This is a genomic window from Micromonospora sp. NPDC051227 (genome assembly GCF_044455385.1).
Classification (GTDB): domain Bacteria; phylum Actinomycetota; class Actinomycetes; order Mycobacteriales; family Micromonosporaceae; genus Micromonospora.
In genome coordinates, this window is the sequence record NZ_JBITET010000006.1 from 22,387 (window position 1) to 46,657 (window position 24,271).

The window sequence follows — 24,271 nt, forward strand, 5'->3', positions numbered from 1 at the left end:
AGCCGGGGTGCGGCCTGCGGGTACCCGCCCGGGAGGTGTTACCGTCGAATCCCGTGGATCGCGTGATCACTTTGCTGATCAAGCACGGCGGTCTGCATGACCGCGACAGACGACACGGGAGCAGGCCTTGGCCCCATCAGCACGGACGACCAGGCACATTTTCGTCACCGGGGGCGTCGCCTCCTCGCTGGGTAAGGGCCTCACCGCCTCCAGCCTCGGCAACCTGCTGACCGCGCGCGGGTTGCGCGTGGTGATGCAGAAGCTCGACCCCTACCTGAACGTCGACCCGGGGACGATGAACCCGTTCCAGCACGGTGAGGTCTTCGTCACCGAGGACGGCGCCGAGACCGACCTCGACGTCGGGCACTACGAGCGGTTCCTCGACCGGGCGCTGTCCGGCAAGGCGAACGTCACCACCGGTCAGATCTACTCCGACGTGATCGCCAAGGAGCGGCGCGGCGAGTACCTGGGCGACACCGTCCAGGTCATCCCGCACATCACCAACGAGATCAAGTCGCGGATCCTGGCGATGGCCGACCCGGACGAGGACGGGCAACTCCCCGACGTGGTGATCACCGAGGTCGGTGGCACCGTCGGCGACATCGAGTCGCTGCCGTTCCTGGAGGCGATCCGCCAGGTCCGCCACGACCTGGGCCGCGACAACTGCTTCTACCTGCACGTGTCGCTGGTGCCGTACCTGGCACCCTCGGGTGAGCTGAAGACCAAGCCGACCCAGCACTCGGTGGCGCAGTTGCGCAACATCGGTATCCAGCCGGACGCGATCGTGCTCCGCTGTGACCGGGAGATCCCGGTGAAGCTCAAGGAGAAGCTGTCGCTCTACTGCGACGTGGACGCCGAGGCGGTCGTCGCCGCCCCGGACGCCCCGAGCATCTACGACATCCCGAAGGTGCTGCACCGGGAGGGGCTCGACGCGTACGTGGTGCGCCGGCTCGGCCTCTCCTTCCGGGACGTGGACTGGGCCAGCTGGGACGACCTGCTGGAGCGGGTGCACCGCCCCCGGCACACCGTCACCGTGGCGGTGGTCGGCAAGTACGTCGACCTGCCCGACGCGTACCTGTCGGTGAGTGAGGCGATCCGGGCGGCGGGCTTCGGCCACCGGGCCCGGGTGCAGCTGCGCTGGGTGCCCAGCGACGAGTGCGTCACCCCGGCCGGCGCCGCAGCGGCGTTGGCCGGCGTGGACGGCATCCTCATCCCCGGCGGCTTCGGCGTACGCGGCATCGAGGGCAAGATCGGCACCGCCCGGTACGCCCGCGAGGCCGGCATCCCGCTGCTCGGCCTCTGCCTCGGCCTGCAGTGCATGACCATCGAGGTGGCCCGACACCTGGCCGACCTGGACGGCGCCAACTCGTTGGAGTTCGACGAGCAGGCGGCCCACCCGGTCATCGCCACGATGGCCGACCAGGAGGACATCGTCGCCGGTCGGGGCGACCTGGGCGGCACCATGCGGCTGGGCGCGTACCCGGCGACGTTGACCGAAGGCTCGATCGTCGCCGAGGCGTACGGCAGCACCGAGATCAGCGAGCGGCACCGGCACCGGTACGAGGTGAACAACGCCTACCGGGACGCGCTGACCAAGGCGGGCCTGCACATCTCCGGCACCTCGCCGGACGGCCGGCTGGTCGAGTTCATCGAACTGGACCGGAGCCTGCACCCGTTCTTCGTGGCCACCCAGGCGCACCCCGAGTTGAAGAGCCGCCCGACCCGCCCGCACCCGCTGTTCGCCTCGTTCGTCAAGGCCGCTGTGGCGTACTCGCAGGCCGACCAGCTTCCGGTCGACCTGGACGCGGCGGCGGAGGCCCCGACGACGCGCAAGGCCGCCCGCAACGGCGCCGCGACGAAGGCCGCGTCCACCTCGTGAGCGAGCTTGAGCACCGCTACGAGGTGCGTTCCCGGGAGGAGCGGTACCGGGGGCGGATCTTCGACGTGGTCACCGAGGAGGTGACAATGCCCGGCGGTGGGACCGGGCTGCGGGACCTCGTTCGGCACGTCGGTGCGGTGGCCGTGGTGGCGCTCGACGACGCCGGCCAGGTGGTGCTGATCCGGCAGTACCGGCACCCGGTCGGGCGGCACCTGTGGGAGCTGCCGGCCGGTCTGATGGACGTCTCCGGCGAGGAGTTGCCGGTGGCCGCGCTGCGGGAGCTGGCCGAGGAGGCCGACCTCACCGCCGGGCGGGTCGACGTGCTGGTGGACCTGCACAGCTCGCCGGGGTTCACCAACGAGATCGTCCGGGTGTTCCTGGCCCGCGACCTCGCCGACGTGCCGGCCGATGAGCGGCACGAGCGCCACGACGAGGAGGCCGACCTCCAGGTCGTCCGGATCGACCTGGACGAGGCGGTCGCCATGGTCCTGGCCGGCGAGATCACCAACGCGTCCGCGGTGGCCGGGCTGCTGGCCGCGGCCCGCGCCCGGGACACCGGCTTCGCGCAGCTGCGTCGGGCGGACGCGCCGCTGCCGCGCTGAGCGTCGCCGTCGGTCCAGCCCGGTGGGGGAGTACGCACGAAAGGGGCCCCGCGGTCAGCCGCGGGGCCCCTTTCACTGGTTGGTCTAGGAGTCGCGCAACGGACGGCCCTGCGCGTCCGTGCCGCCGTTGACCAGGATGAGGATGCCGTCGATGACGCCCCAGAGAGCGCCGACGCCGCAGGTCACCAGGCTCACGACGAGCTGGAGAACGGCGATCTTGGTGTGTCCGGTGTAGAACCGACCGGCACCGAAGGTGCCGAGCAGGATGCCGAGGATGCCCGCGACGATCTTGCTCTTGTCGGAGACGCCCTGGGGATACCCCGGCTGGGGGTAACCGGGCTGGTAAGGAGGAGTGGTCATGGGCGGACACATTAGTGATCCACTCGCCGGCTGTCCGCACCGCCGCCCGGCAGATGGGACGATAATGGTGAAACACTGTCCTGTTGGCTGAGGTGACGCTCGACCGCCGAATGTCGGCGCCGCCCTGACACTTCGTCAGGACACCCGGGCACCGGGTGCCACTGTGCTGGCTCGCGGCGGCACCGGGCGCGCCTAGACTGCCGCCGCAGGACCGGTGTACCGCGATGGCAAAGGGGCCGTCGTGGCACCGAGCAGTCGGGGGAGAGCAGCCCCGAAGAGAGGTGTCTGCATCGTGAAGGTCGGAATCCCACGCGAGGTCAAGAACCACGAGTACCGCGTGGCGATCACGCCAGCGGGTGTCAACGAGTTCACCCGCAGCGGCCACCAGGTCTTCGTCGAGTCCGGCGCCGGGGTTGGCTCCAGCATCACCGACGAGGAGTTCGCCGCCGCCGGCGCGAAGATCCTCGCCACCGCCGACGAGGTGTGGGAGACCGCCGAGCTGGTGCTCAAGGTCAAGGAGCCGATCGCCGAGGAGTACCACCGGATGCGCGAGGGGCAGGTGCTCTTCACCTACCTGCACCTGGCCGCCTCCAAGGAGTGCACCGACGCGCTGATCGACCGCCGGGTCACCGGCATCGCGTACGAGACCGTCGAGCTGCCCGACCGGTCGCTGCCGCTGCTCGCCCCGATGTCCGAGGTGGCCGGCCGGCTCGCCCCGCAGGTGGGCGCCTTCTACATGATGCGTACCGGCGGTGGGCGTGGTGTGCTGCCCGGCGGTGTCTCCGGCGTGTACGCGGCCAAGACCGTGGTCATCGGGGCCGGCGTCTCCGGCATGAACGCTGCCGCGATCGCGCTGGGTCTGCAGTCCGAGGTGCTGCTGCTGGACAAGAACGTCGCCCGGCTGCGGCAGGCCGACGCGATCTACCGGGGGCACCTGCAGACCGTGGCCTCCAACGCGTATGAGGTCGAGCGCGCCGTGCTCGACGCCGACCTGGTCATCGGCGCGGTGCTGGTGCCCGGCGCGAAGGCCCCGACGCTGATCTCCAACGAGCTGGTCTCCCGGATGAAGCCGGGCAGCGTGCTTGTCGACATCGCCATCGACCAGGGCGGCTGCTTCGAGGACTCGCGCCCCACCACGCACGCCGACCCGGTCTACAAGGTGCACGAGTCGATCTTCTACTGCGTGGCGAACATGCCCGGCGCGGTGCCGAACACCAGCACGTACGCCCTGACCAACGTCACCCTGCCGTACGCCTTGGAGCTGGCCAACCAGGGCTGGCGCGAGGCGCTGCGCAACGACCCGGCGCTGGCGCTGGGCCTCAACACCCACGCCGGGCAGGTCACCTACGGCCCGGTCGCCGAGGCGCACGGCATGGACGTGCTCCCGCTGGCCGACGCGCTGGCCTGAACGGTGGCGGGCTGACCGGCGGCACGGACTCCGCCGGCGTGGGCACACCACCCACGCCGGCGCTGCGCCGTGCCGTTCGCGGTTACCTCGACCACCTGACCGTCGAACGGGGCCTCTCCGCGAACACGCTCGCCTCGTACCGTCGGGATCTGGACCGCTATCTCGCCACCCTGGCCGATGCCGGCGTCACCGACCTCGCGTCGGTCGGCGCCGGCCTCGTCGAGTCGCACCTGGCGCGGCTGCGCGCCGGCGACGACGTCCACCCGCCGCTGGCGGTCTCCTCCGCCGCCCGCGCGGCCAGCGCGGTACGCGGCCTGCACCGCTTCGCGCTGCGCGAGGGGCTGGCCGGCGCCGATCCGAGCCGCGACGTCCGCCCGCCGACACCGCCGCGGCGGCTGCCCCGGGCGCTACCGGTCGACGACGTGATCCGGCTGCTGGAAACCGCCGGCCCGATCACCGCGACCGGCGACGACGCGCCCCTCGCGCTGCGCGACCGGGCGCTGCTGGAGTTCCTGTACGGCACCGGCGCGCGCATCTCCGAGGCGGTCGGCGCCGCCGTGGACGACCTCGACACCGCCGACGGCACTGTGCTGCTGCGCGGCAAGGGCGGCCGGGTGCGGCTGGTGCCCATCGGCGGGTACGCCGTCGACGCGGTCCGCGCCTACCTGGTCCGGGCGCGCCCCGGGCTGGTCGCCGCCGGCCGGGGCACCCCGGCGGTCTTCCTCAACGCCCGCGGCGGCGCGCTGTCGCGCCAGGGCGCCTGGGGCATCCTGCGCCGCGCCGCCGACCGGGCCGGCCTGCCCGTCGACGGGCCGGCCGCGGTCTCCCCGCACACCCTGCGCCACTCGTATGCCACCCACCTGCTCGACGGCGGCGCCGACGTCCGGGTGGTCCAGGAGTTGCTCGGCCACGCGTCGGTGACCACCACCCAGGTGTACACGTTGGTCACCGTGGAGCGGTTGCGCGAGGTGTACGCCACCGCGCACCCGCGCGCCCAGGGCTGAACCGGTCGCTGTCGACGCCGACACGCCGGGCCGGTGCCGAACCCCCTGCTGGTCGGTGGCGTACAGTCGGCATCGGCGCGGACCTCCTGGAGCGACACGACCGGGGTGCGCAGCGGCGCCGCGAAGGACGTCGGAGGGCTCCGGCGCCGGGTGGGTCGTCGGGAGGGGGCAACGAGCACATGGCTGGCAACGGTGACCGTGCCGAGACCTGGACGTCGGAGCTCCGCGAGCAGCAGGCGACGCTCGGCGCGGACCTGGGTCCTGCGGACCCGGCTGCCTACACGATGCGTAAGCCCATTCCCGAGCCGATGCCCACCGACCGGCACGGCCCCGCGCGCATCATCGCGATGGCCAACCAGAAGGGTGGCGTCGGCAAGACCACCACCACCATCAACCTGGGCGCGGCGCTCGCCGAGTACGGCCGCAAGGTGCTGCTCGTCGACTTCGACCCGCAGGGCGCGCTCTCGGTGGGGCTGGGCGTCAACCCGCACAACCTCGACCTGTCCGTCTACAACCTGCTCATGCAGGACGACGTGCTCGCCGAGGACGTCCTCATCAAGACCGACGTTGCGGGCCTGCACCTGCTGCCGGCCAACATCGACCTCTCCGCCGCCGAGATCCAGCTCGTCAACGAGGTCGCCCGGGAGATGGCCCTGGCCCGGGTCCTGCGCACGGTCCGCAAGGAGTACGACTACATCCTGATCGACTGCCAGCCGTCACTCGGCCTGCTGGCGATCAACGCGCTGACCGTCGCACACGGCGTGCTCATCCCGCTGGAGTGCGAGTTCTTCAGCCTGCGCGGTGTGGCACTGCTGCTGGACACCATCGACAAGGTGCGCGAGCGACTCAACTTCGACCTGGAACTCGAAGGCATCCTCGCCACCATGTACGACAGCCGCACCACGCACTGCCGCCAGGTCCTCCAGCGGGTGGTGGAGGCGTTCGGCGACAAGGTCTACCAGACGGTCATCACCAAGACGGTGAAGTTCCCCGAGTCCACCGTGGCCGGTGCCCCCATCACGACGATGGACCCGGCCTCCTCCGGGGCACGTAACTACCGTCAGCTGGCCCGCGAGGTGATCGCCGCCCAGTCGGAGCGGTAGCCGGAACGCCCGGTGCCCGCCTCGTGGACTACGGTCGTCCGGTGACCGCGCCACCCCTCGACCCACCCGAGACCGCCGACGCGGCAGTGGTCGACGGTGTGCAGCCCGCCGGGTTCACGGTGCGGCTGGCCAACTTCACCGGCCCGTTCGACCTGCTGCTGCAACTGATCGGCAAGCACAAACTCGACGTCACCGAGGTGGCCCTGCACACGGTCACCGACGAGTTCATCGCCTACATCAGGGCGATGGGCGACAACTGGGACCTGGACGAGGCCAGCGAGTTCCTGCTGATCGCCGCGACCCTGCTCGATTTGAAGGCGGCCCGGCTGCTGCCCGCCGCCGAGGTGGAGGACGAGGCCGACCTCGCCCTGCTGGAGGCCCGGGACCTGCTCTTCGCCCGGCTGTTGCAGTACAAGGCGTACAAGGAGGCGGCGGCGCACATCGCGGAGCTGGAGGCCGTCGGCGGCCGACGCTATCCGCGTGCCGTCAGCCTGGAGCCCCGCTACGCCGAGGCGCTGCCCGACCTGGTGCTCGGCATCGGCCCCCAGCGGCTGCTGAAGCTGGCCGTGAAGGCGATGACCCCGAAGCCGGTGCCGGAGGTCTCCATCGCCCACGTGCACATGGTCCGGGTCAGTGTCCGGGAGCACGCGGCGATCCTCGCCGCCCGGCTGCGCCGGGCCGGCACCGCCACGTTCTCGCTGCTCTGCGCCGACTGCGAGGCCACCCTGGAGGTGGTGGCCCGGTTCCTCGCGCTGCTGGAGCTGTACCGGGAGGGCCTGGTGTCGTTCGTGCAGGAGCAGGCCCTGGAGGAGCTGACAGTGCGCTGGACCGGCCCGACCGACGGCGACACCGAGCTGCACGTCGACGAGTACGCCGGCACCCCGGCCGACCCGCAGTCGCCGGGGCCTGAGCCGGTGAGGGCTGGTCCTGAACTGGCGGGGGCTGAGCTTGAGCCGGTGAGGGCTGAGCTTGATCCGGCGGGGGCCGGGCCTGAGCCGGCGGGGGCAGAACCTGCGGGGGCTGGGCCTGAGCTGGCAGGGGCAGAGCCTGAGCCGGCTGGGGCTGACCTTGTGCTGACGGGGGAGACCGGCGGACCGGACGGGGCCGGAACGACGGAGGGTGCGCGGGATGAGTGACGAGCAACGTGGGGACTCGCTGGCCGACCAAGCCGCCGCCTGGGTTCCCCCGTGGGACCGCCCCCGCCCGCCCGCCGCCGACACCCCCACGCCGCCGGACGACTCAGCCGCGCCACCGGACACCGGAGAGCTGGCCGAGCCGACCACCGATCGGGCCGCGTTGGCCGAGGCGCTGCCCGAAGCGGCGGCGCGCCGACCGGAAATCGACGCTGCCGCCGATTCCGCCGAGCCGGACGTGGTCGCGTCGGGATCTGCGCACGTTGACCCGGATGGGCCGAGCCCGGTCGACGTGGGCTCGGGTGGGCCAGGCCCTGTTGAGGTGGCCTCGGACGAGGCAGGCCCGGGTGAGCCAGATCCCGTTGAGGCGCCCCCGAACGACGTGGGCCCGGCCGGGCCGGACCTCGGCGGGGTGACGGACGGCACGGCGGGGGAGTCGGGTGGGGCTGGGGACGTACCCCGGCGGCAGCTGGCGGGGCGGCGGCGGGCGACGGTCGCGCCGGAGCCCGCGCCCGAGCTGTCCGACGCCGAGTTGCGCGGCGCGTTGGAGGCGATCCTGCTGGTCGTCGACGAGCCGGTCAGCGAGCTGGTACTGGCCCAGGTGCTGGAGCAGCCCGCCGAACGGGTCGGGCCGATGCTCGACGAGATCGCCGCCGGTTACACCGCGGCCGGGCACGGGTTCGAGCTGCGCCGGGCGGCCGGCGGGTGGCGGCTGTACACCCGCCCGGAATACGCTACGTACGTTGAGCGGTTCGTGTTGGACGGGCAGTCCGTACGGCTGACCCAGGCGGCGCTGGAGACGCTCGCCGTGGTCGCCTACAAGCAGCCGGTGACCCGTTCACGAATCTCAGCCATCCGGGGTGTGAACTGCGACGGGGTCATCCGTACGCTGGTCACCCGCGGCCTCATCGAGGAGTGCGGCACCGAAACGGACAGCGGGGCGTTCCTCTACCGGACCACCACGTTGTTCCTGGAGAAGCTCGGGCTGAACACCGTCGACGAGCTGCCGCCCCTCGCACCCTTCCTGCCCGACGACGTAGAAGAGCTTGCTGATGCGACCCGATAACCGTTCCCCGAAACCCGACGCGCCCGTCTACGAGGGGGCTGAGCGCCTGCAGAAGGTGCTCGCCGCCGCCGGCGTGGGTTCCCGGCGTGCCTGCGAAGACCTGATCTTCCGCCGCCGGGTCACCGTGGACGGGCGGGTCGCCAAGCTCGGCGACAAGGTCGACCCGGCCACCTCCGTGATCCACGTGGACGGGGAGCGCCTCCAGGTCGACATTCGCCTGGTCTACGTGGCGATGAACAAGCCGCGTGGGGTGGTTACCACCATGGCGGACGAAAAGGGACGCAACGAGCTGGCCGACTTCATCGGCGCCCGGCTGGAGCAGCGGGTCTACCACGTCGGGCGGCTCGACGCGGACAGCGAGGGCCTGCTGCTGCTCACCAACGACGGCACCCTCGCGCACAAGCTCATGCACCCGTCGTACCAGGTGCTGAAGACCTACCTCGCCGAGGTGGTCGGGCCGATCCCGCGCAACCTGAGCAAGCGGCTGCTGGCCGGCGTCGAGCTGGAGGACGGGCCGGTCAAAGTCGACTCGTTCAAGGTGGTGGACACTCTCGGCAAATCCGCCCAGGTGGAGCTGAGCCTGCACGAGGGCCGCAAGCACATCGTCCGGCGGCTGATGGATGAGGTCGGCCATCCGGTCACCCGGCTGGTGCGTACCTCGATCGGGCCCATCCGGCTCGGTGACCTGCGCACCGGGCGGATCCGGCGGTTGACCAACGCCGAGGTCGCCGCCCTGTTCAACGCGGTGGGTGACTGACCCCCGAGTTCGGGGTACGGCAGCCGGTAGGCTCCACCGATGGCCGCGACGCGGCCGCCCGGGTGGTGGCGTGGGTCGCCTCCGGCGGCGTCGCGCGCGAGTTCGTCAACGCACCCGGGCATGATTGATGACGATTGACAACCGCTTGCGGCGCCAGATCACCGGGCGATCCGTGAGGTACGGGCTGAGGAGGACACGGTGGAGGAAAACGTACGGACCAGGCGATGTGTGGTCGCTGTGGACGGGCCGTCCGGTTCGGGTAAGTCCACCGTGTCGCGGCGGCTCGCCGCGAGCATCGGTGCGCGCTACCTGGACACCGGGGCAATGTACCGGGCGATCACGTGGGCCGTGCTGCGCTCCGGCGTGGACCTCACCGACGCCGCGTCGGTGGTCAAGGTCGCCGGCGAGGTCAACCTGCGCGTCGGCACCCACCCGCAGGGGTACGCCGTGACAATCGACGGGGTCGGCGTGGACGCCGAGATCCGAGGCCCGGAGGTGACCGGGGCGGTCTCCGCCGTCGCCGCGATTCCCGCGGTCCGCGAGCTGCTGGTCGCCCGGCAGCGCGAGATGATCGCCAACGCTCGTCGGATGGTGGTCGAGGGTCGCGACATCGGCTCGGTCGTGGCGCCGGACGCCGACCTGAAGGTCTTCCTGACCGCTTCCGAGGCGGCCCGTGCCGCCCGGCGCAGCGCCGAGGACGCCGCCGACGTGGCGGCCACGGCCGCCGACCTGGCCCGGCGGGACCGTCTCGACTCGACCCGCAAGGTCAACCCGCTGGCCCAGGCGCCCGACGCGGTGGTGCTGGACACCACCGAGCTGGGTATCGACGAGGTCGTGGCGCGGATGCGCGACCTACTCACCGAGCGAGGCGTGGCATGAGCGAGGGTGCGGGGTGGGTCGAGCTGCGTGAGCCCGACGTCGCCGTCGAGGAACCGACCGGCCCGCAGCCGGTGGTGGCTGTGGTCGGCCGCCCCAACGTGGGCAAGTCGACGCTGGTCAACCGGATCATCGGCCGCCGGCAGGCGGTCGTCGAGGACGTCCCTGGCGTGACCCGCGACCGGGTCCCGTACGACGCGCAGTGGAACGGCCGGGCGTTCACAGTGGTGGACACCGGCGGCTGGGAACCGGACGCGAAGGACCGGGCTGCGGCCATCGCGGCGCAGGCCGAGACGGCGGTCGTCACCGCCGACGTGGTGCTCTTCGTGGTCGACGCGATGGTGGGCTCCACCGACGTGGACGAGGCCGCGGTGAAGATGCTGCGGCGCAGCGCCAAGCCGGTGATCCTGGTGGCCAACAAGGCCGACAACAACTCCATCGAGATGGAGGCCACCTCGCTGTGGTCACTCGGCCTCGGTGAGCCGTTCCCGGTGTCCGCGCTGCACGGGCGCGGCTCCGGCGACCTGCTGGACGCCATCCTCGCCGCGCTGCCGGAGGCACCGGCGATCGTGGAGAACCGTCCGCGCGGACCGCGCCGGGTGGCGCTGGTCGGCCGGCCGAACGTCGGCAAGTCGAGCCTGCTCAACCGGTTCTCCGGCGAGGAGCGGGCGGTCGTCGACTCGGTGGCGGGCACCACTGTGGACCCGGTGGACAGCCTGGTCGAGATCGGCGGTCAGACCTGGCAACTGGTCGACACGGCCGGGCTGCGCAAGCGGGTCGGCAAGGCCAGCGGCACCGAGTACTACGCCAGCCTGCGTACCGCCGGCGCGATCGAGGCCGCCGAGGTGGCCGTGGTGCTGCTGGACTCCAGCGAGCCGATCAGCGAGCAGGACCAGCGGATCCTGTCGATGGTGACCGAGTCGGGCCGGGCGCTGGTCATCGCGTTCAACAAGTGGGACCTCGTCGACGCCGACCGTCGGTACTACCTGGACAAGGAGATCGACCGGGAGCTGCGCCGCATCCCCTGGGCGATCCGGCTGAACCTGTCGGCGATGACCGGCCGTGCCGTGGACAAGCTGGCCCCGGCCCTGAACAAGGCGCTGGCCAGCTGGGAAACCCGTGTGCCGACCGCGCACCTCAACCAGTGGCTGACCGCGCTGGTGCAGGCCACCCCCCACCCGGTACGTGGTGGGCGGGCGCCGCGGATCCTGTTCGCGACGCAGGCCGGTGTGGCGCCGCCACGGTTCGTGCTCTTCACCACCGGTCCGCTGGACGCCGGTTACCAGCGCTTCGTCGAGCGCAAGCTCCGCGAGGAATTCGGGTACGAGGGCAGCCCGATCGAGATCTCGGTCCGCCCGCGCAAGAAGCTCGGCCCCGGCGGCCGAGGCAAGGCGCACGGCTGACGCGGTCCAGTTCTGCCAAATGCCGGATGGGCGCCTCTGCCCATCCGGCATTTGCCTCTCCAACCCCACCCTCCTAGGACGCTGTAGGGGTTGTGTGGTGGTTCGGTCAGTCAGGACGCCGGTGGGGCCTGTGCGGACGACTCGGAGCTGCTGCGCTAAGCTGTACCGGCTGCCGCAGGGGAAACCATGCGGGGGCGGGACGTGGCGCAGCTTGGTAGCGCACTTGACTGGGGGTCAAGGGGTCGTCGGTTCGAATCCGGCCGTCCCGACAGAGAAAAAGCCCTGACCAGCGGAGACGCTGGTCAGGGCTTTAAGTTTGTCTATGAGGTTTTGAACCGCCCCCCGAAAACCCCCCATTTACCGGGGTCGGCGACCAGGTTCGTCATCCCTGCGCATCGTTGGGCAATGCGGGTGTGCGACGTCGCCCGCGGTCGTCGCCGAGTCGCTCGAGGATGTCCGAGACGTCCGGGGCTTGGGCGGGCTTGGCGATGTAGTACGTGGCGGTGACCTCCTCGCTGGAGTGTCCCAGCTGTGCTGCGGCGCTTTTCGTGTCGGTCTCTTCCTTGATAAGGGTGGCGACGGTCTTGCGGAAGGTATGGGGGGTGACCCAGGCGAGGTCGGTGTCGGCGCGAGCCTCACGCCACTGGCGGCGGACGTTGTTGGGCGAGAGCCAGGTGCCGCGTCGGGAGGCGAAGATCGCGTCTTGGGGGTTGTCGGCGGCGACGAGCTTGCGGGCCATGATCATGCCGACGGCGAACCGGGGCAGCACGACCATTCGCCAGCCGGCGTCGCTCTTGGTCCAGGGTTGGCGGAAGAAGCCCTGGCCTTTGACGAAGACGAGCGTGCCGCAGATCGTCAGGGTGGGGCGTTCGGCGGCGAGGTCGAGGTCCTCCCATCGCAGGGCAAGGATCTCGCCGATGCGGGCGCCGGTGGCGAGCATCAGGTCGACGACGTCCGCCAGGTCGCCGCTGTGCCGCGGTCCGGGCTTACCGGGGATCGGTCGCTGCCAGTCACGGATCGCCGTGCGGACGGCCTGGAGATTTTCGTCGGTGAGGGCGACGACCGTGCGGCGGGGTTTACGGAGCCGGCCGGTGTCGCGTACGGGGTTGGTGGGGATCGCGCCGTGGCGAACGGCCAGGGCGAACATCTGGCTCAGGACAACTTTCGCGCCCTTGGCTGCCGAGGGACGGTCTTTGGCGATGTCGCGCAGGAACCGATCCAGGCGCCCGACGCTGGCTTCTCTGATTCGGAGGTTGCCCAGGGCGGGCAGGATCGCGTTGCGAGTGCTGGTCTCGTATCGCTGGATGGTCTGTGTTGCGATCCGCTCCTCGGTGGTGATCTCTTCGATCCACAGGTCGGCGAGTCTGCTGACGCGGGTCTCCCGGGTGATCTCGTCGTCGTTGGGGGTGGTGCGGTCACGTAGCTTGACCTTCAGCGCCCGTTCCGCGGCCGGGCCGGTGGTGCCGGTGGCCTCGATGTCGCGGGTCTTGCCGTCGTAGTCGCGAAACCGCGCTCGGGCGCGAAACCGATTGGGCCCCAGCTTCTGGGTGCGGATCTTGCCCCAGGTGCCGATGGGTAGTTCAGGTCGGGCCATGGGGTCAGCGCTCCGCATCGGTGTGGTCGTCGAGCCAGCGTTCGACTTCGCTGCGCCGGTACCGCAGGGTGTTGCCGACGCGGATGGCGCGGGGTCCCTTGCCTCGGCTGTGCCAGGCGTAGAGGGTGTTCTTGGGCTTGCCCAGCCAGGCGGCGACGTCGTCGATGCTCAGGAGAGGGTCTGGCCGCCATTCCGGGGCGGCTGAGACGTTCATCGGCGACCCAACATGTTGGTGGAGCCGGGCAGTCGGCGCGGCGTGACGCGGCCGGCAGGCTGCCGGCCACCGGGCGGTGGGGAACCGGCTGCGGTGCGGGGGTGGGGCGGGCACGGATCGGATGTCCTTTCAGGATTCCAGCATGATTGGTATCGGGGGTCCTTGGCGCTATCACTGCCATAGGCGGTCGTGAGACTTATCGACTGTGGCTTCTTATCCACCCGGTTTGGTCGTATAGTGTCAAGCCTCTCGTTGATTGTTGTTACCGCAAGATGTTGTGGGCATTGCGGCTCGTCTTGGCGGAAATGCTTGCTTTGAATCTCGAAGCTTGACGCCGGCGATCGGTGGGAGCCCACTGACTTTCCGGTCAGTGAGGGTTTGGCATTGCGGGATCTCATACGAGGCTGAGGTGCGTAGGAGTTTGTTGAGCAGGTTGTAGCGCGCGTCCGCTTGGCCTGCTCGACATCAATGCGGATCCGGAAGTTCTGGGACGTTCCCATGTTTGTGCCCTTCGGTGAGGTTCGGTGGCCGCATTAGCTCGGTGGAGTTTCTCCACAATGGCGTTCGCGTGTCTGCCAGCGCGGCTGAGTTGGAGGTCCTGAGATCGGCGTGCTGGCCGGATTGCCGGCCTGTGCGTTGGGGGGGGCTGGCCGGCTTGAAGTCTCGTGGCGCTTGGGTCACTCGAAGTTGTTCGGTCTCGGGGCTCAGTGGGTCATCGCGGTGGCCGAGTTGGATGGCCAGGCCTGTTGATGGCTTCGGCGATTTTGGAACTCCTTCCGAAAATGCGAGTGCCGGCTGAGCCTTCGCTCAACCGGCACTCGTCTGCTGCTATACGTATCGCTATATGTAGGTGTGGCATTTCGGCCTGCCTCCTCCTCGGCGGGCGTGTCAGGCGTTCTCTAGTCGCGTGTTGACGTTGGTGACTGCTGGCTCAGTTGCCTTGATGCGGTTAGGTAGGAGAGCAGGGGCGAGTAATGGGTCGAGTTGGGCGAGGATCTGCTGCTGGCCGACGTAGATGCGGCGCGGATGGTCGATGCGCCCGGCGTCGTTGTCATCGGCGTTGTAGGTGCGGTGGTAGCAGCCCGAGGGGCTTCGCGGTTCTTCAGCCGCCCGTCCGGTCGGCGAGGCGACGCAGTGCCGTTCCTGGCTGGGGGAATGCGAGCCGCAGGGTGTGTGCGGTGAGTCGGATGCCCCACCAGGTGAGGGCGGCGAGGTAGCCCACGATGAGGGCGCCGGTGGTGTCAACGGTGAAGACGAGGGCGTAGCCGATGGCGAGACCGGGTGCGGTGATGGCGCGGATCGTACGGCGGCGGCTGATGGTGAGGGCGGTGGCAATGCCGACGAGGGCTGCGCCGATGCTGCCAACGATGGGGGCGACGGCGTTCGTGGAGATGGGTGTGGTGAGGGTGATTGCGGCGCGCATGAGGTAGATGCCGGCGGTGGCGGTGATCGCGTGGGTGACGGCGGGGCGGGTCATGGCGAGCCACGTGGGTAGCGCGTTGGCGGGGATGCGGGGTGCGGTCGCGGCGATGAGGGCGGCGCAAGCGGCCAACGGTAGGGCTGCCCCGAGGGTCCATTTGAGATATGGGGTGTAGTCGTATTCGACGGCGGTGCCGGTGGCAAGGCCGTAGAGCGCTGCGGTGATGGCGCCGCCGACGGCGGTGGTGAGGTATCCGCGCCGAATGAGGCTGCCTGTGGTGGGTTCGGGTGTTGATGCGGTGGGTGTCCCGGCGAGCAAGGTGGTGGGCGCGAGGTGCGCAACGGCGAATGCGGTGAGCATCACGAGTGCGCCGGCGGTGCCGAGTTGCGGTAAGGAGGTGCGGACGCCGACGACCCAGGTGCTGAAGGTGGTGATGTAGGCGCTGAGGATGGCTTGCAGGAGCAGGACCAGGGAACAGGCACCGAGGAGCAGGGCACCGGTGAGGTCGCTGATACGTAGGCGCACGCGGGGTAGCCGCGCGGCGCCTGCCGAGCTTGATTGCTGCGTGGTGAGCGAAAGGGCCCCATCGGCGAGGGCGTGGGGGTGGTCGATGAGTGTGGGGGTTTTGCCGGTGGCCGCGGCGAGCGCTTCGGCCAGCGCGGGTACGCCGGGGGCTGGTCTGAGGACGACGTCAGCGAGGTGCGTTTTGTCGACGTCGGCCGAGTCGAGGAGTCCGTCGACTGCGTCGGGGATCTGGTCGAGGAGGGGCTGTGCGGCGGCCGTGACGTCGTGACGGGTGATGACGGCGGGTTGGCGGGGCGCGGGCAGCAGGATCGGGGCTTGGTCTTGGGTCGTGAGTAGCTGCCTGGCGGTGCGGACAGATTCCAGGAGGGCACGTCCGACGTCTGCCTGGTCGATTTTGGGCGCAGTGATGATCGCTTGGAGCGGGTCGGAGTCTGTGGTGGCCGTCCGGACGACGTGGTGGGCGATGAGGTGGTCGAGGTCATGGGCAAGGCTGATCTGCTGTGTCGCCAGTTCGCGGTAGCCGTCGGCGGCGGTTTGCAAGACGGTGAGGGTCGCCGGTTCGCAGTCTGCCTGGCATATCAGCACGCAGGAGCCTGCTGGCACGGTGACGCCGAGGATTGTGGCGTAGGCGGCGAGAGCGGCGGGTGCGGTGACCAGGGCGGGAGGTGGAAAGCCGGCGCGGGTTGCTGCCTCGCTGACGTGTCCGCAGCGGCGTGGTCCCCAACTCGGCGGAACGGTCACGGTGAGCGCGGTGATCGGCCCGTTGACCTGGACGGCAGCGTGATGGGTGACGTGCCGCAGCACGGTGGCGAGTAGATCCACCGGGTCGGGTTGCGTCGTATCGGCGGTGTTGATGGGCCGGCCGAGGAGGTCCGTCGGGTTATCGACGAACCGGTGGTCTACCGGCAAAGACGTCGCGGCCATTGGGTCGAGACCGACGTAGATTTCCCCTGCGGGCCCGATAACGACGCCAGGTGGCATGACGAGGCGACCGTCGATGAGGATGGGGATCTTGAGGCCTTGCCGGCTGACAGTGGCGGCGATGGCCGACGAACTTAAGTCGATCGACAAGACAGTGCCCCCGCTTGGCATGAGGGGCAGTCTCGTCCCTGAAGGCATCCGACTGTCAACCGTGATCCGCAGAACGTGACTCGTTGTACGCGGATGGTGAGAATCTCTCCCGATGGGATAGTCGAAGGCACTCACCCTCGTGTATTTGAAGAAGATCGGGGATCAACGGCAGGGGGACAGGTGCCGCAGACGCACCGAGGCAGAGACGACAAACTCGCCGAGTACGGTGCACGCGCCACCGTCCGCATCCCAGCGGATTCGCGACCGCGTGCGCGACCGTCCCTCGGCGGGGCTGTTCGCGGCGTCATCGGCGCGGGACTCTTCTTAGTCGCCGTTCCGGTGCTGCTGTGGGCCGCGGGTGGGAACCCGCTCCGCCGGCTGCCGGCCTGGTCGCAGATCCCCGACTGGTTCGCGCGCTCCAGCGGGCGGTTCACCCCCGACTTCCTCATCGGCGCGGCCCTCTGGGCGATGTGGTTGCTGTGGGGCATATTCACGCTGCTCCTGCTCGCCGAGATCCTCGCGGCAGTGACCCGGTGGCGCATCCCCATACTCCGGCTGCCGGCGCCGTTGCACAGGCTCGTGTTCGGTCTGGCAGGCACCGCCGCGCTCGCCGTCACCCCCGCCGGCGCCCTCGACGCGGCGGTGCAGACCGATCGGCCGTCTACGCCTACCACTGCGACCGAGCACGCCGATGTTCCTCGGCAAGCCGCAGCCCGTGGGCCCGCCATCATCCACGTCGCCGATCAGCGCTACCTCTACACCGTCGAGCGACACGACACCTTGTCCAAGGTCGCGAAGGAGTGGCTCGGCGACGCGGGTCGGTGGCCGGAGGTCTGCCGCCTGAACAAGCACCGCCACTTTCCTGTCGGCGGTGTCCTGCGTGACTGCGACCTCATCTACCCCGGCTGGGAGCTTCGCCTTCCTGCCGACGCCCGCCGACCACAAGCCGCCACACCAGCAAGGCCCCCCAACCCCCGGTCGGGCCAGCCTGCGACACCACCCGCCTCGCCGAGCGTCGCACCGGACCCGCCCGATCCCACGGTGCCGCCACCTGCGCCCCAGCAATCGGCCGCCACGCCCATCACCACGCGGTCCGCAGCCCCAAGCGGGCTCGCTTCGTCGCCAGCACCGTCGTCGGAGATCCCCAACCCCGCCACGTCGCCACCCGCCACAAACAGTCCTAGGGCGGCCACAGACGACCAGGGCGTTGACCTGTCGGATTCCGGTTGGCTGCCCTGGTCGCTCGCCGCCGCGATCAGCGCCGCCGCCGCGATGCTCTGGCTCCAACGCCGCCGTCGATACACCGCCAAGCCTGACGATGATCCGCCCACCGAACTGCCCCCGACCGTGGTCCAGGTCCGCCGCGCTGTGGCCGCCCGCAACCCCGAGCCGTCGGAAGCGAGCAGCGACGGTGGCCCTCCACTCACTCTCGTACCCGACCTCGGGCTATTGACGGCCGGCGGAACCGGGATCGTCGGAGACGGCGCACACGCTGCCGCCCGCGCCGCCCTCGTCGCCGTGCTGGCCTCCGGCGACCCGCACCACCCCGACGCCCGCAGCGAGGTCGTCATCGACGCCACCACCCTGACCACGCTGCTCGGCCCGGACGCGGTGACCCTCAGCCCATGGCCGCGCCTGCACGTAACCGACAGCATCAACGACGCGCTCACCGTCATCGAGTCCCGACTGCTGCACCGCAGCCGCATCCTCGACGACCACGCCCTGACCGACCTGGACGAGCTGCGGCGGACAGTGCCCGACGAGGAAGCCCTACCGCCCGTCATGCTCATCACCGAGACCCCACCCGCCAGTGCCCACCTGCGCACCAAGGTCGCCCTCGCCTTGGGCGAAGGTCTGCACGTGCCCGCGCTGCTACTCGGTGAATGGGCCCACGGCGCAACCGTCGAGATCAGCCCGGATGGATACACCACGCTCATCTCCGGGCAGTCCGCCGAGCCGGTGCCACCGCGGCTGCCGGTACTCGAACCGGCCGCCGCCCTCCAGATCCTGACCACGCTCCGCGAGGCGCAGACCGGCGAACCGCCCGCGATCTCCTCACCAGCCGTCCCGGTCACGATCGTGCCCCTGCACGGCAGCCGCACCGACATCACGCCCACCGCCACGGACCCGGCTACCCCGACCGTCGTCAACCACACCCCCGATACGCGGCCGGGACGGGCGCGGTTGCGCGTGCTGGGCGCCCCGCGCATAGAAGGCATCACCGCAGAAGGTCGGCCGCTCCGAGCCAAAGCCCTGGAACTGGCGGTCTACCTCGCCGTCCACCCTGACGGAGCCGGCACTCGCGACATCGGCGAATACCTCGAACCCGACGCCCGCATCAGCCAAGCCGACCAACGCGTCCACACCAACGCCTCGAACCTGCGGCACGTCCTCGGTCGCGCCGGCACCGCTGAGACGAAGAACGCCTACGTCATCAAGTCCGCCGGACGGTACCTGCTCGACCCCGCGACCGTGGAAGTCGACGTATGGGCCCTGCGCGACCTGATGCGTAACGCCACCATCGCCGCCGAACCGCGCCGCCGCGAACTTCTCACCGCCGCCTGCGACCTCTACACCGCACCCCTCGCGGACGGCCAGGACTACGAGTGGCTACAGCCACACCGAGAGACGGTCCGCCGGTGGGGCACCGAAGCCCACCTACTCCTGGCCGACGACCTGCTCGACAGCAATCCGCAGGCCGCATCCGACCTACTCGCCAAGGCCATTGGGCTCGACCACTACAACGAAGCCCTCTACACCAAGGCGATGCACGCCCGACACGCCCTCGGCGACGCCGACGGCATCCGTACCCTGCTACGCGCCCTGACCAAAGCCCTCGCCGACCTCGACACCGAACCACAGGAGGACACAATCGCGCTCGCCGCCCAGTTGCGTGACAGCCTGGACGAGAACTGACTGTCCCCGCCAGGCCGCCGCGCACGTTCGCTACGCCTGCTGGCGCTCGTGCCGATCGTCCGCTGTGCCATTACGTGCAAGGTGCGCCGGACAGCCAGAAGTGGCGGGCCGCAGACTCATGCGGATAGTGGCTGCTTTAGCCACGAGCGATCCAGTTCCTGATTCTCTGGTCAAGGTGAGAGCGCAGGCGCTGGGCGGCTGGCCCGTTGGGGACGAGTTCGTCGAAGCATTCGCTGGGCCGTGCAGCAAGGAGCGCAGCGACGCTCGATGAGCGGCGGGCAGGAAACGCAAGTGCGCATTTGGCCTGTCCCAGTTCTGCGGACAGGCCAATGAAGGCACGTCCGACTCCTATGCCGGGGGAGGCGGCGTAATTCTTCGCCTCGATGGATGCGACCAGCTTGGGGCGCCGCGGATGTACGAGACCTTGGCGGCTGCGTTCAGCTTCCTCCTGGTCGATGACGGCGACGTCACACTCATGGGGAACCTTGGAGCCGCCGACGACGTAGATGCCCAGATGGATCTCAAGGCGTCGCGGGGTGTCGGGAAAGTTCACCACGATGTGTGTGAAGTCGCCCAGCCATAGGTTTCCTGGTGATCGACGAAAGGTAAGCAGCGATGATCTATTGCGCCCGTCGTTGGTGATGAGGCAAGTACCGCCGGCGGCTTCGGAGGCTTGAACCGCGATCGTTAGAAGCGCGGCCTCGTAGAGGTCAGACTCCGCGGCAGCACCGTGGTAAACCGGCGCGAGTGCGCCGATTGCCCTCTCCACCGCATCGATGAGCTCGCTTCGCGTCAGGGCCATCTGCCGACCTCTTGCTGAATCGGCTGAAGAAGGTTGCTGACTTGCCCGGAAGCTTGCTCAGCCTTCGCTAGTTCGATGGCGAGGTCGAACTCTAGGGCTTCTGCCTCGTCCGGCTCGGTGAACCGTATCTGCGTATGGGTTAATTCGTAGTTCGTCGCCAGTTCGAGCACTGCCCGCCTGGATTCTGTCATCGTCTGCGCCAGCGTTAGAAGCGTCTGGCAGAGCAGGGCTAGACGTTCGTCGCCGGTGTAGGGAAGTACTGCCATCTCATCTTTCCCGATCCGACCAAGTCTTGCCTCTGTTAGCCGGAACTGCCGTTCCTGTCGTTCACCCTCGGGCAGCTTCGATCCCTGTACCAAACGTCCCCGGGCAACTTCCTCGCGAATCTGGGTCGCCACCGGGGCGGCGCGCTCCTCGACCTGCCTAATCAGTTCCTCATAGATCTCAGCGCTTCCCTGCATCCACCAACCCCCTACAGCTCGATTAGCCCAGCGGTTGCTTCGCGCTCTGCGCAGCCGACCCTATCGAGTCCCCGCCGATGTCGTTGCCCGGCGGGTGCCCTGGGAATCGCACGGAACGTTTGGATGTCACGCAGCGCTTGCCATCGCTGCAGGTGGGGGCGGTATTTCGTAACTGAACTCTTTGCCGCCGCGTTCGGCAACGCCTCGATAACGGATGAGTGCTCGGGCTGCGACCAGCCGCTTCAGGCGGTTGTTGGCGTTGGGTGCTGATATCCCTAGCCGGTCCGCCAGATGAACCGCAGTGAACCTGCCCAGGTCGCCGGCGGCATGGTAGGTCTCGTTTAGCACGGCCGGGGCGCCGACCAGGCTGACGCCCTCGGCGTTCGCCATGGCGGCTACCAGTTCGCGTCGCTGCAAGCAGACGGTCATAGACTCGAAGTTGTCGTCGTTGAGGCCGGTCAGCAGGACGACCACGGGTGGTGCGTCGAGTGACGTGCTCAACATCCCGTAGTACCGACCGAGGAACTCGTCGGCGAAGCTGATGCTCATCGCTACAACAGAGGTGAAGTCGATGGCGACTGTGCCGTCAGCTGTGGCGGCACCGAGGGTGTCTTCAAGTTCGCGCAGTGCAGTCTTTGCAAGCGCCCTGGTTGCGAGGAAGGTGCCGTGCCGGCGAACGGCGTAGGTGGTCGGCAGCGCGGGATCCGGTTTCACCTGCGTCATTGAAACACGTTGCGCACCGTTACGGAACCCGAACGCGCAGCCATGCCCAGGCACCCTTGACCGGAGTGGCCACACTTCGGCAGGTGATGATCCGCCTTTGACGAACGACGACGCTGGCAATCGCGCTGCCGCTACGAAGCACGAGTCTGCCGACCCCACCTCGCCTGGCGGCGTCGAGAAGGTCGCTCAGGCCGTAGCCCCGCACCTGCTGGGTCCCGGTCACTCCGGCGACCAAGGCGCGACGGAGCGCGGTCTCGTCATCAGCGATGTTGGCGTTGGCGGTGTTTTGCCGAAGGTGCGGCAGTATGCCGATGCCGGTGTCACAGACAGCAAACTCGAGACCCGGTCGCTTGCTGGTTAGGCCGCTGTACGCCTGCGCCGCCACGAAGGCGCCGCTAGACCCTGCCAGCCCGTGGGTCACGGCGTTGTCGATGAGTTCCGCGATGCCGTGGAATGCGGCCATGGCGGTTCGGTTGCTGAGCTGCGACTCGCCCATGCGTCCGAGGCCCTCGGCGAGGCTGTCGGCGTTCGTAGGAGACAGCGCCGTCACCTCCAGCAGATTCCTAGAGCAGTCCACGCGGCGTTGTGAGGCAAGAGTGCCCTCGATCGTCGCGATGGGCGCGAGTAGATCTACTACGTTCATCCGCTGTAGGTACGACGCGACGTCCCCATCATCGGGCATCCGTAGGACGACTTCACGGCCATCGGTGGAGGCACTGGACGCGAGCGTGACTATCGCAGCTAGCTCCTGCGGGCCGGCGAATCGTAATCGTCGGGCGTCGAGGACTAGTTGCTCGCTCTCGACCGAGCTCGCCGAGATCTCCGATCGCAGGAGGGGGTGTCGGCCGGAGAGATCGATCAGCACGACATCAGCATCCCAGGCGCACCGCCTAGCGGGCTAACCGGCTCGCCGGATGGCCGGGCAGACCGCACCGAGGGTGGCGGACCCTCGCCTCATCTGTTTAAATGATCCTGATGAAACCGGCGGCCGGGTCCGCCACGACGCAAGGAGCCCCTGTATGACCACCGAACAGCAGGCCGTCCCGGTGCCTCGCGAGAAGGACAAGAACTACGCGATCGTTGTGAACGCGCAGCCGTTCACCGTCGCCACCCACGAGGTGACCTTCGCGCAGATCGTCAAGCTGGCGTTCGGCGCGCAGAGCGACGACCCGGACAAGACCTTCACCATCACGTACCGCAAGTCGGACAACGCACGCCACGACGGCACGCTGGTCGAGGGCGGCATGGTCAAGGTCAAGAACGGCACCGTCTTCAATGTCACTTCGACGACTCGCTCGTAGCGTCGACCTGGTCCGCCTGCGTAACGAGGGGTACGAGGTGGCCGTCGACAACGGCCACCTCGTCATCTCCCACGTCCCGTACGTGACGCCGGACCGAACGGTCGCCTACGGCAAGCTGATCTCCGTGCTCAATCTAGCCGGCGACGTGACGGTCAGGCCGGAGGACCACGTCGTCTACTTCGACGGCGCGACGCCGTGTGACCAGCATGGGCAACCCCTACGCAAGGTCATCAACAACAGCCAGAGGTTCACCCTCGCGCCCGGCATCACCGCGCAGCACCTATTCTCTAGCAAGCCCGCCGCGGGGTACACCGACTATCACCACAAGATGACCAGCTACATCCGAATGCTCGCCGGGCACGCCCAGGCCATCGAACCGCACGCCACGGCCAGCACCTTCCCCGTCATCGACGCCGCCGTAGACCAATCGGTCTTCTGCTATGAGGACACAGCCTCGAGTCGGGCCGGCATCAGCGCCATTTCCGCGACCCTGCAAGTCGGCAAGGTTGCCATCGTTGGCTTGGGAGGCACCGGCGCCTACGTGCTTGACCTGCTAGCTAAGACTCCGATCGGCGAGATCCACCTCTTCGACGGCGATACCTTCCTGCAGCACAACGCCTTCCGCGCACCCGGTGCTGCGTCGATCGAGGAATTGCGCAGCAAGCCCAGCAAGGTCGCCTACCACCACGAGCGGTACGCTCGAATGCGCTCCGGCATCACGCCCCACGAGTACCACATCACTTCTGAGACTGTCGCCGAGTTGCAGGACATGGACTTCGTGTTCCTGACCATGGAGGGCGGTGCCACCAAGCGGAACATCCTCAGCCAGCTCAGAGATTACGGTTGCCCTTTCATCGACGTTGGTCTAGGCGTCTACCAGTCCGTAGGCGGCACGCTGGGCGGCATCGTGCGAGTCACCACCAGCACCCCGGAACATCCGGCCGACCAGCGACGCATCCCGTGCTCGGACGATGATGACAATGACTACAACCGCAACATCCAGATCGCCGACCTCAACATGCTCAACGCCGCCATGGCCGTCATCAGGTGGAAGAAGCTCGTGGGCTTCTATGCAGATCTTGAAGAGGACTTTTTCAGCACCTACACCATCGACGGCAATCACATCACCAACGAGGACAACCGGTGACGCGCCATGACATCGTCAGGCACGAGTTCGTCGACTACGTCCCGTCTGAACTAGCTGACGGGACGATTTACATCAGCGTCGAGTACGGCACTTCGGTACACGCCTGCTGCTGCGGATGCGGCCACAAAGTCGTTACGCCTCTTCACCCGGCTCAGTGGAAGCTAACGTTCGACGGCGAGTCCATCTCACTTGACCCATCAGTGGGCAACTGGAACCTGCCGTGTTCATCCCACTACTGGATCAATCGCAACCGCGTCCTCTGGGCTGACGCATGGAGTGAGGGCAGGATTGCGGCTGGTCGGCGCAGGGATCGACTCGCCCTGGACGACGCCGTAAACGACACGCTTCCGCCGGTTGTTGAGGGCCGTGTGGAGTCAGTACGCCGGCCGCTCGGACGGCTAAAGCGCCTACTGCGTCGCATCCGCCGGGGGTGATGGCGAAGCAACCCATGCTCGGTGACCTGCCGCACACGACGTTGGCGGGGCAGTCGGCCTTTGTGGAGCCTC

22 protein-coding genes and 1 tRNA gene are annotated in these 24,271 nt (G+C 68.7%); 15 read left to right on the top strand and 8 right to left on the bottom strand.

Going from position 1 to position 24,271, the window contains the following annotated elements; translation table 11 throughout:
- The first annotated feature begins 127 nt into the window (after positions 1-127).
- Positions 128-1,879 (top strand): CTP synthase, encoded by a 1,752-nt coding sequence (locus ACIA47_RS16955; protein WP_355431872.1) that lies wholly within the window; start codon positions 128-130, stop codon positions 1,877-1,879.
- Entirely contained in the window at positions 1,876-2,481 is a 606-nt protein-coding gene (locus ACIA47_RS16960) for an NUDIX domain-containing protein (RefSeq protein ID WP_396708852.1), read from the top strand. Before ACIA47_RS16955 ends, ACIA47_RS16960 begins: the two co-directional genes overlap by 4 nt.
- 84 nt (positions 2,482-2,565) lie before the next feature.
- Here ACIA47_RS16960 and ACIA47_RS16965 read toward each other — a convergent pair whose 3' ends face one another.
- On the bottom strand, positions 2,566-2,853 hold the full coding sequence (locus ACIA47_RS16965) for a TM2 domain-containing protein (RefSeq protein ID WP_396708854.1): 288 nt from the start codon (positions 2,851-2,853) through the stop codon (positions 2,566-2,568).
- Positions 2,854-3,133: 280 nt separating this feature from the next.
- Between ACIA47_RS16965 and ald the strand changes: the two genes are divergently transcribed.
- From ald to ACIA47_RS17010, 9 genes are all read left to right on the top strand, one after another.
- On the top strand, positions 3,134-4,249 hold the full coding sequence (gene ald, locus ACIA47_RS16970; protein WP_112584275.1) for an alanine dehydrogenase: 1,116 nt from the start codon (positions 3,134-3,136) through the stop codon (positions 4,247-4,249).
- 38 nt (positions 4,250-4,287) lie between these two features.
- A complete protein-coding gene (locus ACIA47_RS16975; protein ID WP_396708856.1) occupies positions 4,288-5,253 on the top strand; it encodes a site-specific tyrosine recombinase XerD in 966 nt (321 codons plus the stop codon).
- A gap of 179 nt (positions 5,254-5,432) precedes the next feature.
- Entirely contained in the window at positions 5,433-6,356 is a 924-nt protein-coding gene (locus tag ACIA47_RS16980; protein ID WP_203124903.1) for a ParA family protein, read from the top strand.
- Between the two features lie 41 nt (positions 6,357-6,397).
- Complete coding sequence (locus ACIA47_RS16985; protein ID WP_396708859.1) at positions 6,398-7,492, top strand: segregation/condensation protein A; 1,095 nt, start codon at positions 6,398-6,400, stop codon at positions 7,490-7,492.
- Positions 7,485-8,555 carry an SMC-Scp complex subunit ScpB gene (gene scpB, locus ACIA47_RS16990; protein ID WP_396708861.1) on the top strand — a complete coding sequence of 357 codons (1,071 nt, stop codon included), beginning with the start codon at positions 7,485-7,487 and terminating at the stop codon, positions 8,553-8,555. Before ACIA47_RS16985 ends, scpB begins: the two co-directional genes overlap by 8 nt.
- Positions 8,542-9,312 (top strand): pseudouridine synthase, encoded by a 771-nt coding sequence (locus tag ACIA47_RS16995; RefSeq protein WP_203124906.1) that lies wholly within the window; start codon positions 8,542-8,544, stop codon positions 9,310-9,312. The genes scpB and ACIA47_RS16995 overlap by 14 nt, the downstream gene beginning before the upstream one ends.
- 198 nt (positions 9,313-9,510) lie before the next feature.
- Complete coding sequence (cmk, locus tag ACIA47_RS17000; RefSeq protein WP_203124908.1) at positions 9,511-10,191, top strand: (d)CMP kinase; 681 nt, start codon at positions 9,511-9,513, stop codon at positions 10,189-10,191.
- Positions 10,188-11,591 carry a ribosome biogenesis GTPase Der gene (gene der / locus ACIA47_RS17005; protein ID WP_396708864.1) on the top strand — a complete coding sequence of 468 codons (1,404 nt, stop codon included), beginning with the start codon at positions 10,188-10,190 and terminating at the stop codon, positions 11,589-11,591. Before cmk ends, der begins: the two co-directional genes overlap by 4 nt.
- A 195-nt stretch (positions 11,592-11,786) precedes the next feature.
- Positions 11,787-11,860: transfer RNA gene (locus ACIA47_RS17010), tRNA-Pro, on the top strand.
- A gap of 113 nt (positions 11,861-11,973) precedes the next feature.
- Here the strand turns inward: ACIA47_RS17010 and ACIA47_RS17015 are convergent.
- The 3 genes from ACIA47_RS17015 to ACIA47_RS17025 form a co-directional block, all read right to left on the bottom strand.
- Positions 11,974-13,185 (bottom strand): tyrosine-type recombinase/integrase, encoded by a 1,212-nt coding sequence (locus ACIA47_RS17015; protein ID WP_396708866.1) that lies wholly within the window; start codon positions 13,183-13,185, stop codon positions 11,974-11,976.
- A 4-nt stretch (positions 13,186-13,189) separates the two neighbouring features.
- The gene (locus tag ACIA47_RS17020; RefSeq protein ID WP_112584515.1) at positions 13,190-13,399 is read right to left on the bottom strand and encodes an AlpA family transcriptional regulator; all 210 of its coding nucleotides are present in this window, start codon (positions 13,397-13,399) and stop codon (positions 13,190-13,192) included.
- Between the two features lie 1,102 nt (positions 13,400-14,501).
- Positions 14,502-16,415 carry a hypothetical protein gene (locus ACIA47_RS17025; RefSeq protein WP_396708869.1) on the bottom strand — a complete coding sequence of 638 codons (1,914 nt, stop codon included), beginning with the start codon at positions 16,413-16,415 and terminating at the stop codon, positions 14,502-14,504.
- 339 nt (positions 16,416-16,754) lie between these two features.
- Here ACIA47_RS17025 and ACIA47_RS17030 point away from each other — a divergent pair, with 339 nt between their 5' ends.
- Complete coding sequence (locus tag ACIA47_RS17030) at positions 16,755-19,331, top strand: transcriptional regulator (RefSeq protein ID WP_396708871.1); 2,577 nt, start codon at positions 16,755-16,757, stop codon at positions 19,329-19,331.
- A 136-nt stretch (positions 19,332-19,467) separates the two neighbouring features.
- Here ACIA47_RS17030 and ACIA47_RS17035 read toward each other — a convergent pair whose 3' ends face one another.
- The 4 genes from ACIA47_RS17035 to ACIA47_RS17050 all read right to left on the bottom strand — a co-directional run bounded on the left by ACIA47_RS17035 (position 19,468) and on the right by ACIA47_RS17050 (position 22,182).
- Positions 19,468-20,133, bottom strand: coding sequence for a hypothetical protein (locus ACIA47_RS17035; RefSeq protein WP_396708873.1), 666 nt, complete (start codon positions 20,131-20,133; stop codon positions 19,468-19,470).
- Positions 20,124-20,594 carry a hypothetical protein gene (locus ACIA47_RS17040; protein ID WP_396708875.1) on the bottom strand — a complete coding sequence of 157 codons (471 nt, stop codon included), beginning with the start codon at positions 20,592-20,594 and terminating at the stop codon, positions 20,124-20,126. The genes ACIA47_RS17035 and ACIA47_RS17040 overlap by 10 nt, the downstream gene beginning before the upstream one ends.
- A gap of 126 nt (positions 20,595-20,720) precedes the next feature.
- The gene (locus ACIA47_RS17045; RefSeq protein ID WP_396708877.1) at positions 20,721-21,317 is read right to left on the bottom strand and encodes a hypothetical protein; all 597 of its coding nucleotides are present in this window, start codon (positions 21,315-21,317) and stop codon (positions 20,721-20,723) included.
- A 19-nt stretch (positions 21,318-21,336) separates the two neighbouring features.
- Entirely contained in the window at positions 21,337-22,182 is an 846-nt protein-coding gene (locus tag ACIA47_RS17050; RefSeq protein WP_396708879.1) for a hypothetical protein, read from the bottom strand.
- Between the two features lie 154 nt (positions 22,183-22,336).
- Between ACIA47_RS17050 and ACIA47_RS17055 the strand changes: the two genes are divergently transcribed.
- From ACIA47_RS17055 to ACIA47_RS17065, 3 genes are read left to right on the top strand one after another with little or no spacing between them, the layout of a single operon-like run.
- The gene (locus ACIA47_RS17055; protein ID WP_396708881.1) at positions 22,337-22,618 is read left to right on the top strand and encodes a multiubiquitin domain-containing protein; all 282 of its coding nucleotides are present in this window, start codon (positions 22,337-22,339) and stop codon (positions 22,616-22,618) included.
- A complete protein-coding gene (locus tag ACIA47_RS17060; protein ID WP_396708883.1) occupies positions 22,593-23,765 on the top strand; it encodes a ThiF family adenylyltransferase in 1,173 nt (390 codons plus the stop codon). Before ACIA47_RS17055 ends, ACIA47_RS17060 begins: the two co-directional genes overlap by 26 nt.
- Complete coding sequence (locus ACIA47_RS17065) at positions 23,762-24,199, top strand: DUF6527 family protein (protein WP_396708885.1); 438 nt, start codon at positions 23,762-23,764, stop codon at positions 24,197-24,199. The genes ACIA47_RS17060 and ACIA47_RS17065 overlap by 4 nt, the downstream gene beginning before the upstream one ends.
- Positions 24,200-24,271 lie beyond the last annotated feature (72 nt).

Bases quoted from the DNA above. Each gene is read 5' to 3' on its own strand.
- ACIA47_RS16965 (WP_396708854.1), bottom strand. From the start codon at position 2,853: ATGTGTCCGCCCATGACCACTCCTCCTTACCAGCCCGGTTACCCCCAG.
- ACIA47_RS16980 (WP_203124903.1), top strand. From the start codon at position 5,433: ATGGCTGGCAACGGTGACCGTGCCGAGACCTGGACGTCGGAGCTCCGC.
- scpB (WP_396708861.1), top strand. From the start codon at position 7,485: ATGAGTGACGAGCAACGTGGGGACTCGCTGGCCGACCAAGCCGCCGCC.
- ACIA47_RS16995 (WP_203124906.1), top strand. From the start codon at position 8,542: ATGCGACCCGATAACCGTTCCCCGAAACCCGACGCGCCCGTCTACGAG.
- der (WP_396708864.1), top strand. From the start codon at position 10,188: ATGAGCGAGGGTGCGGGGTGGGTCGAGCTGCGTGAGCCCGACGTCGCC.
- ACIA47_RS17015 (WP_396708866.1), bottom strand. From the start codon at position 13,185: ATGGCCCGACCTGAACTACCCATCGGCACCTGGGGCAAGATCCGCACC.
- ACIA47_RS17020 (WP_112584515.1), bottom strand. From the start codon at position 13,399: ATGAACGTCTCAGCCGCCCCGGAATGGCGGCCAGACCCTCTCCTGAGC.
- ACIA47_RS17035 (WP_396708873.1), bottom strand. From the start codon at position 20,133: ATGGCCCTGACGCGAAGCGAGCTCATCGATGCGGTGGAGAGGGCAATC.
- ACIA47_RS17040 (WP_396708875.1), bottom strand. From the start codon at position 20,594: ATGCAGGGAAGCGCTGAGATCTATGAGGAACTGATTAGGCAGGTCGAG.
- ACIA47_RS17045 (WP_396708877.1), bottom strand. From the start codon at position 21,317: ATGACGCAGGTGAAACCGGATCCCGCGCTGCCGACCACCTACGCCGTT.
- ACIA47_RS17055 (WP_396708881.1), top strand. From the start codon at position 22,337: ATGACCACCGAACAGCAGGCCGTCCCGGTGCCTCGCGAGAAGGACAAG.
- ACIA47_RS17060 (WP_396708883.1), top strand. From the start codon at position 22,593: ATGTCACTTCGACGACTCGCTCGTAGCGTCGACCTGGTCCGCCTGCGT.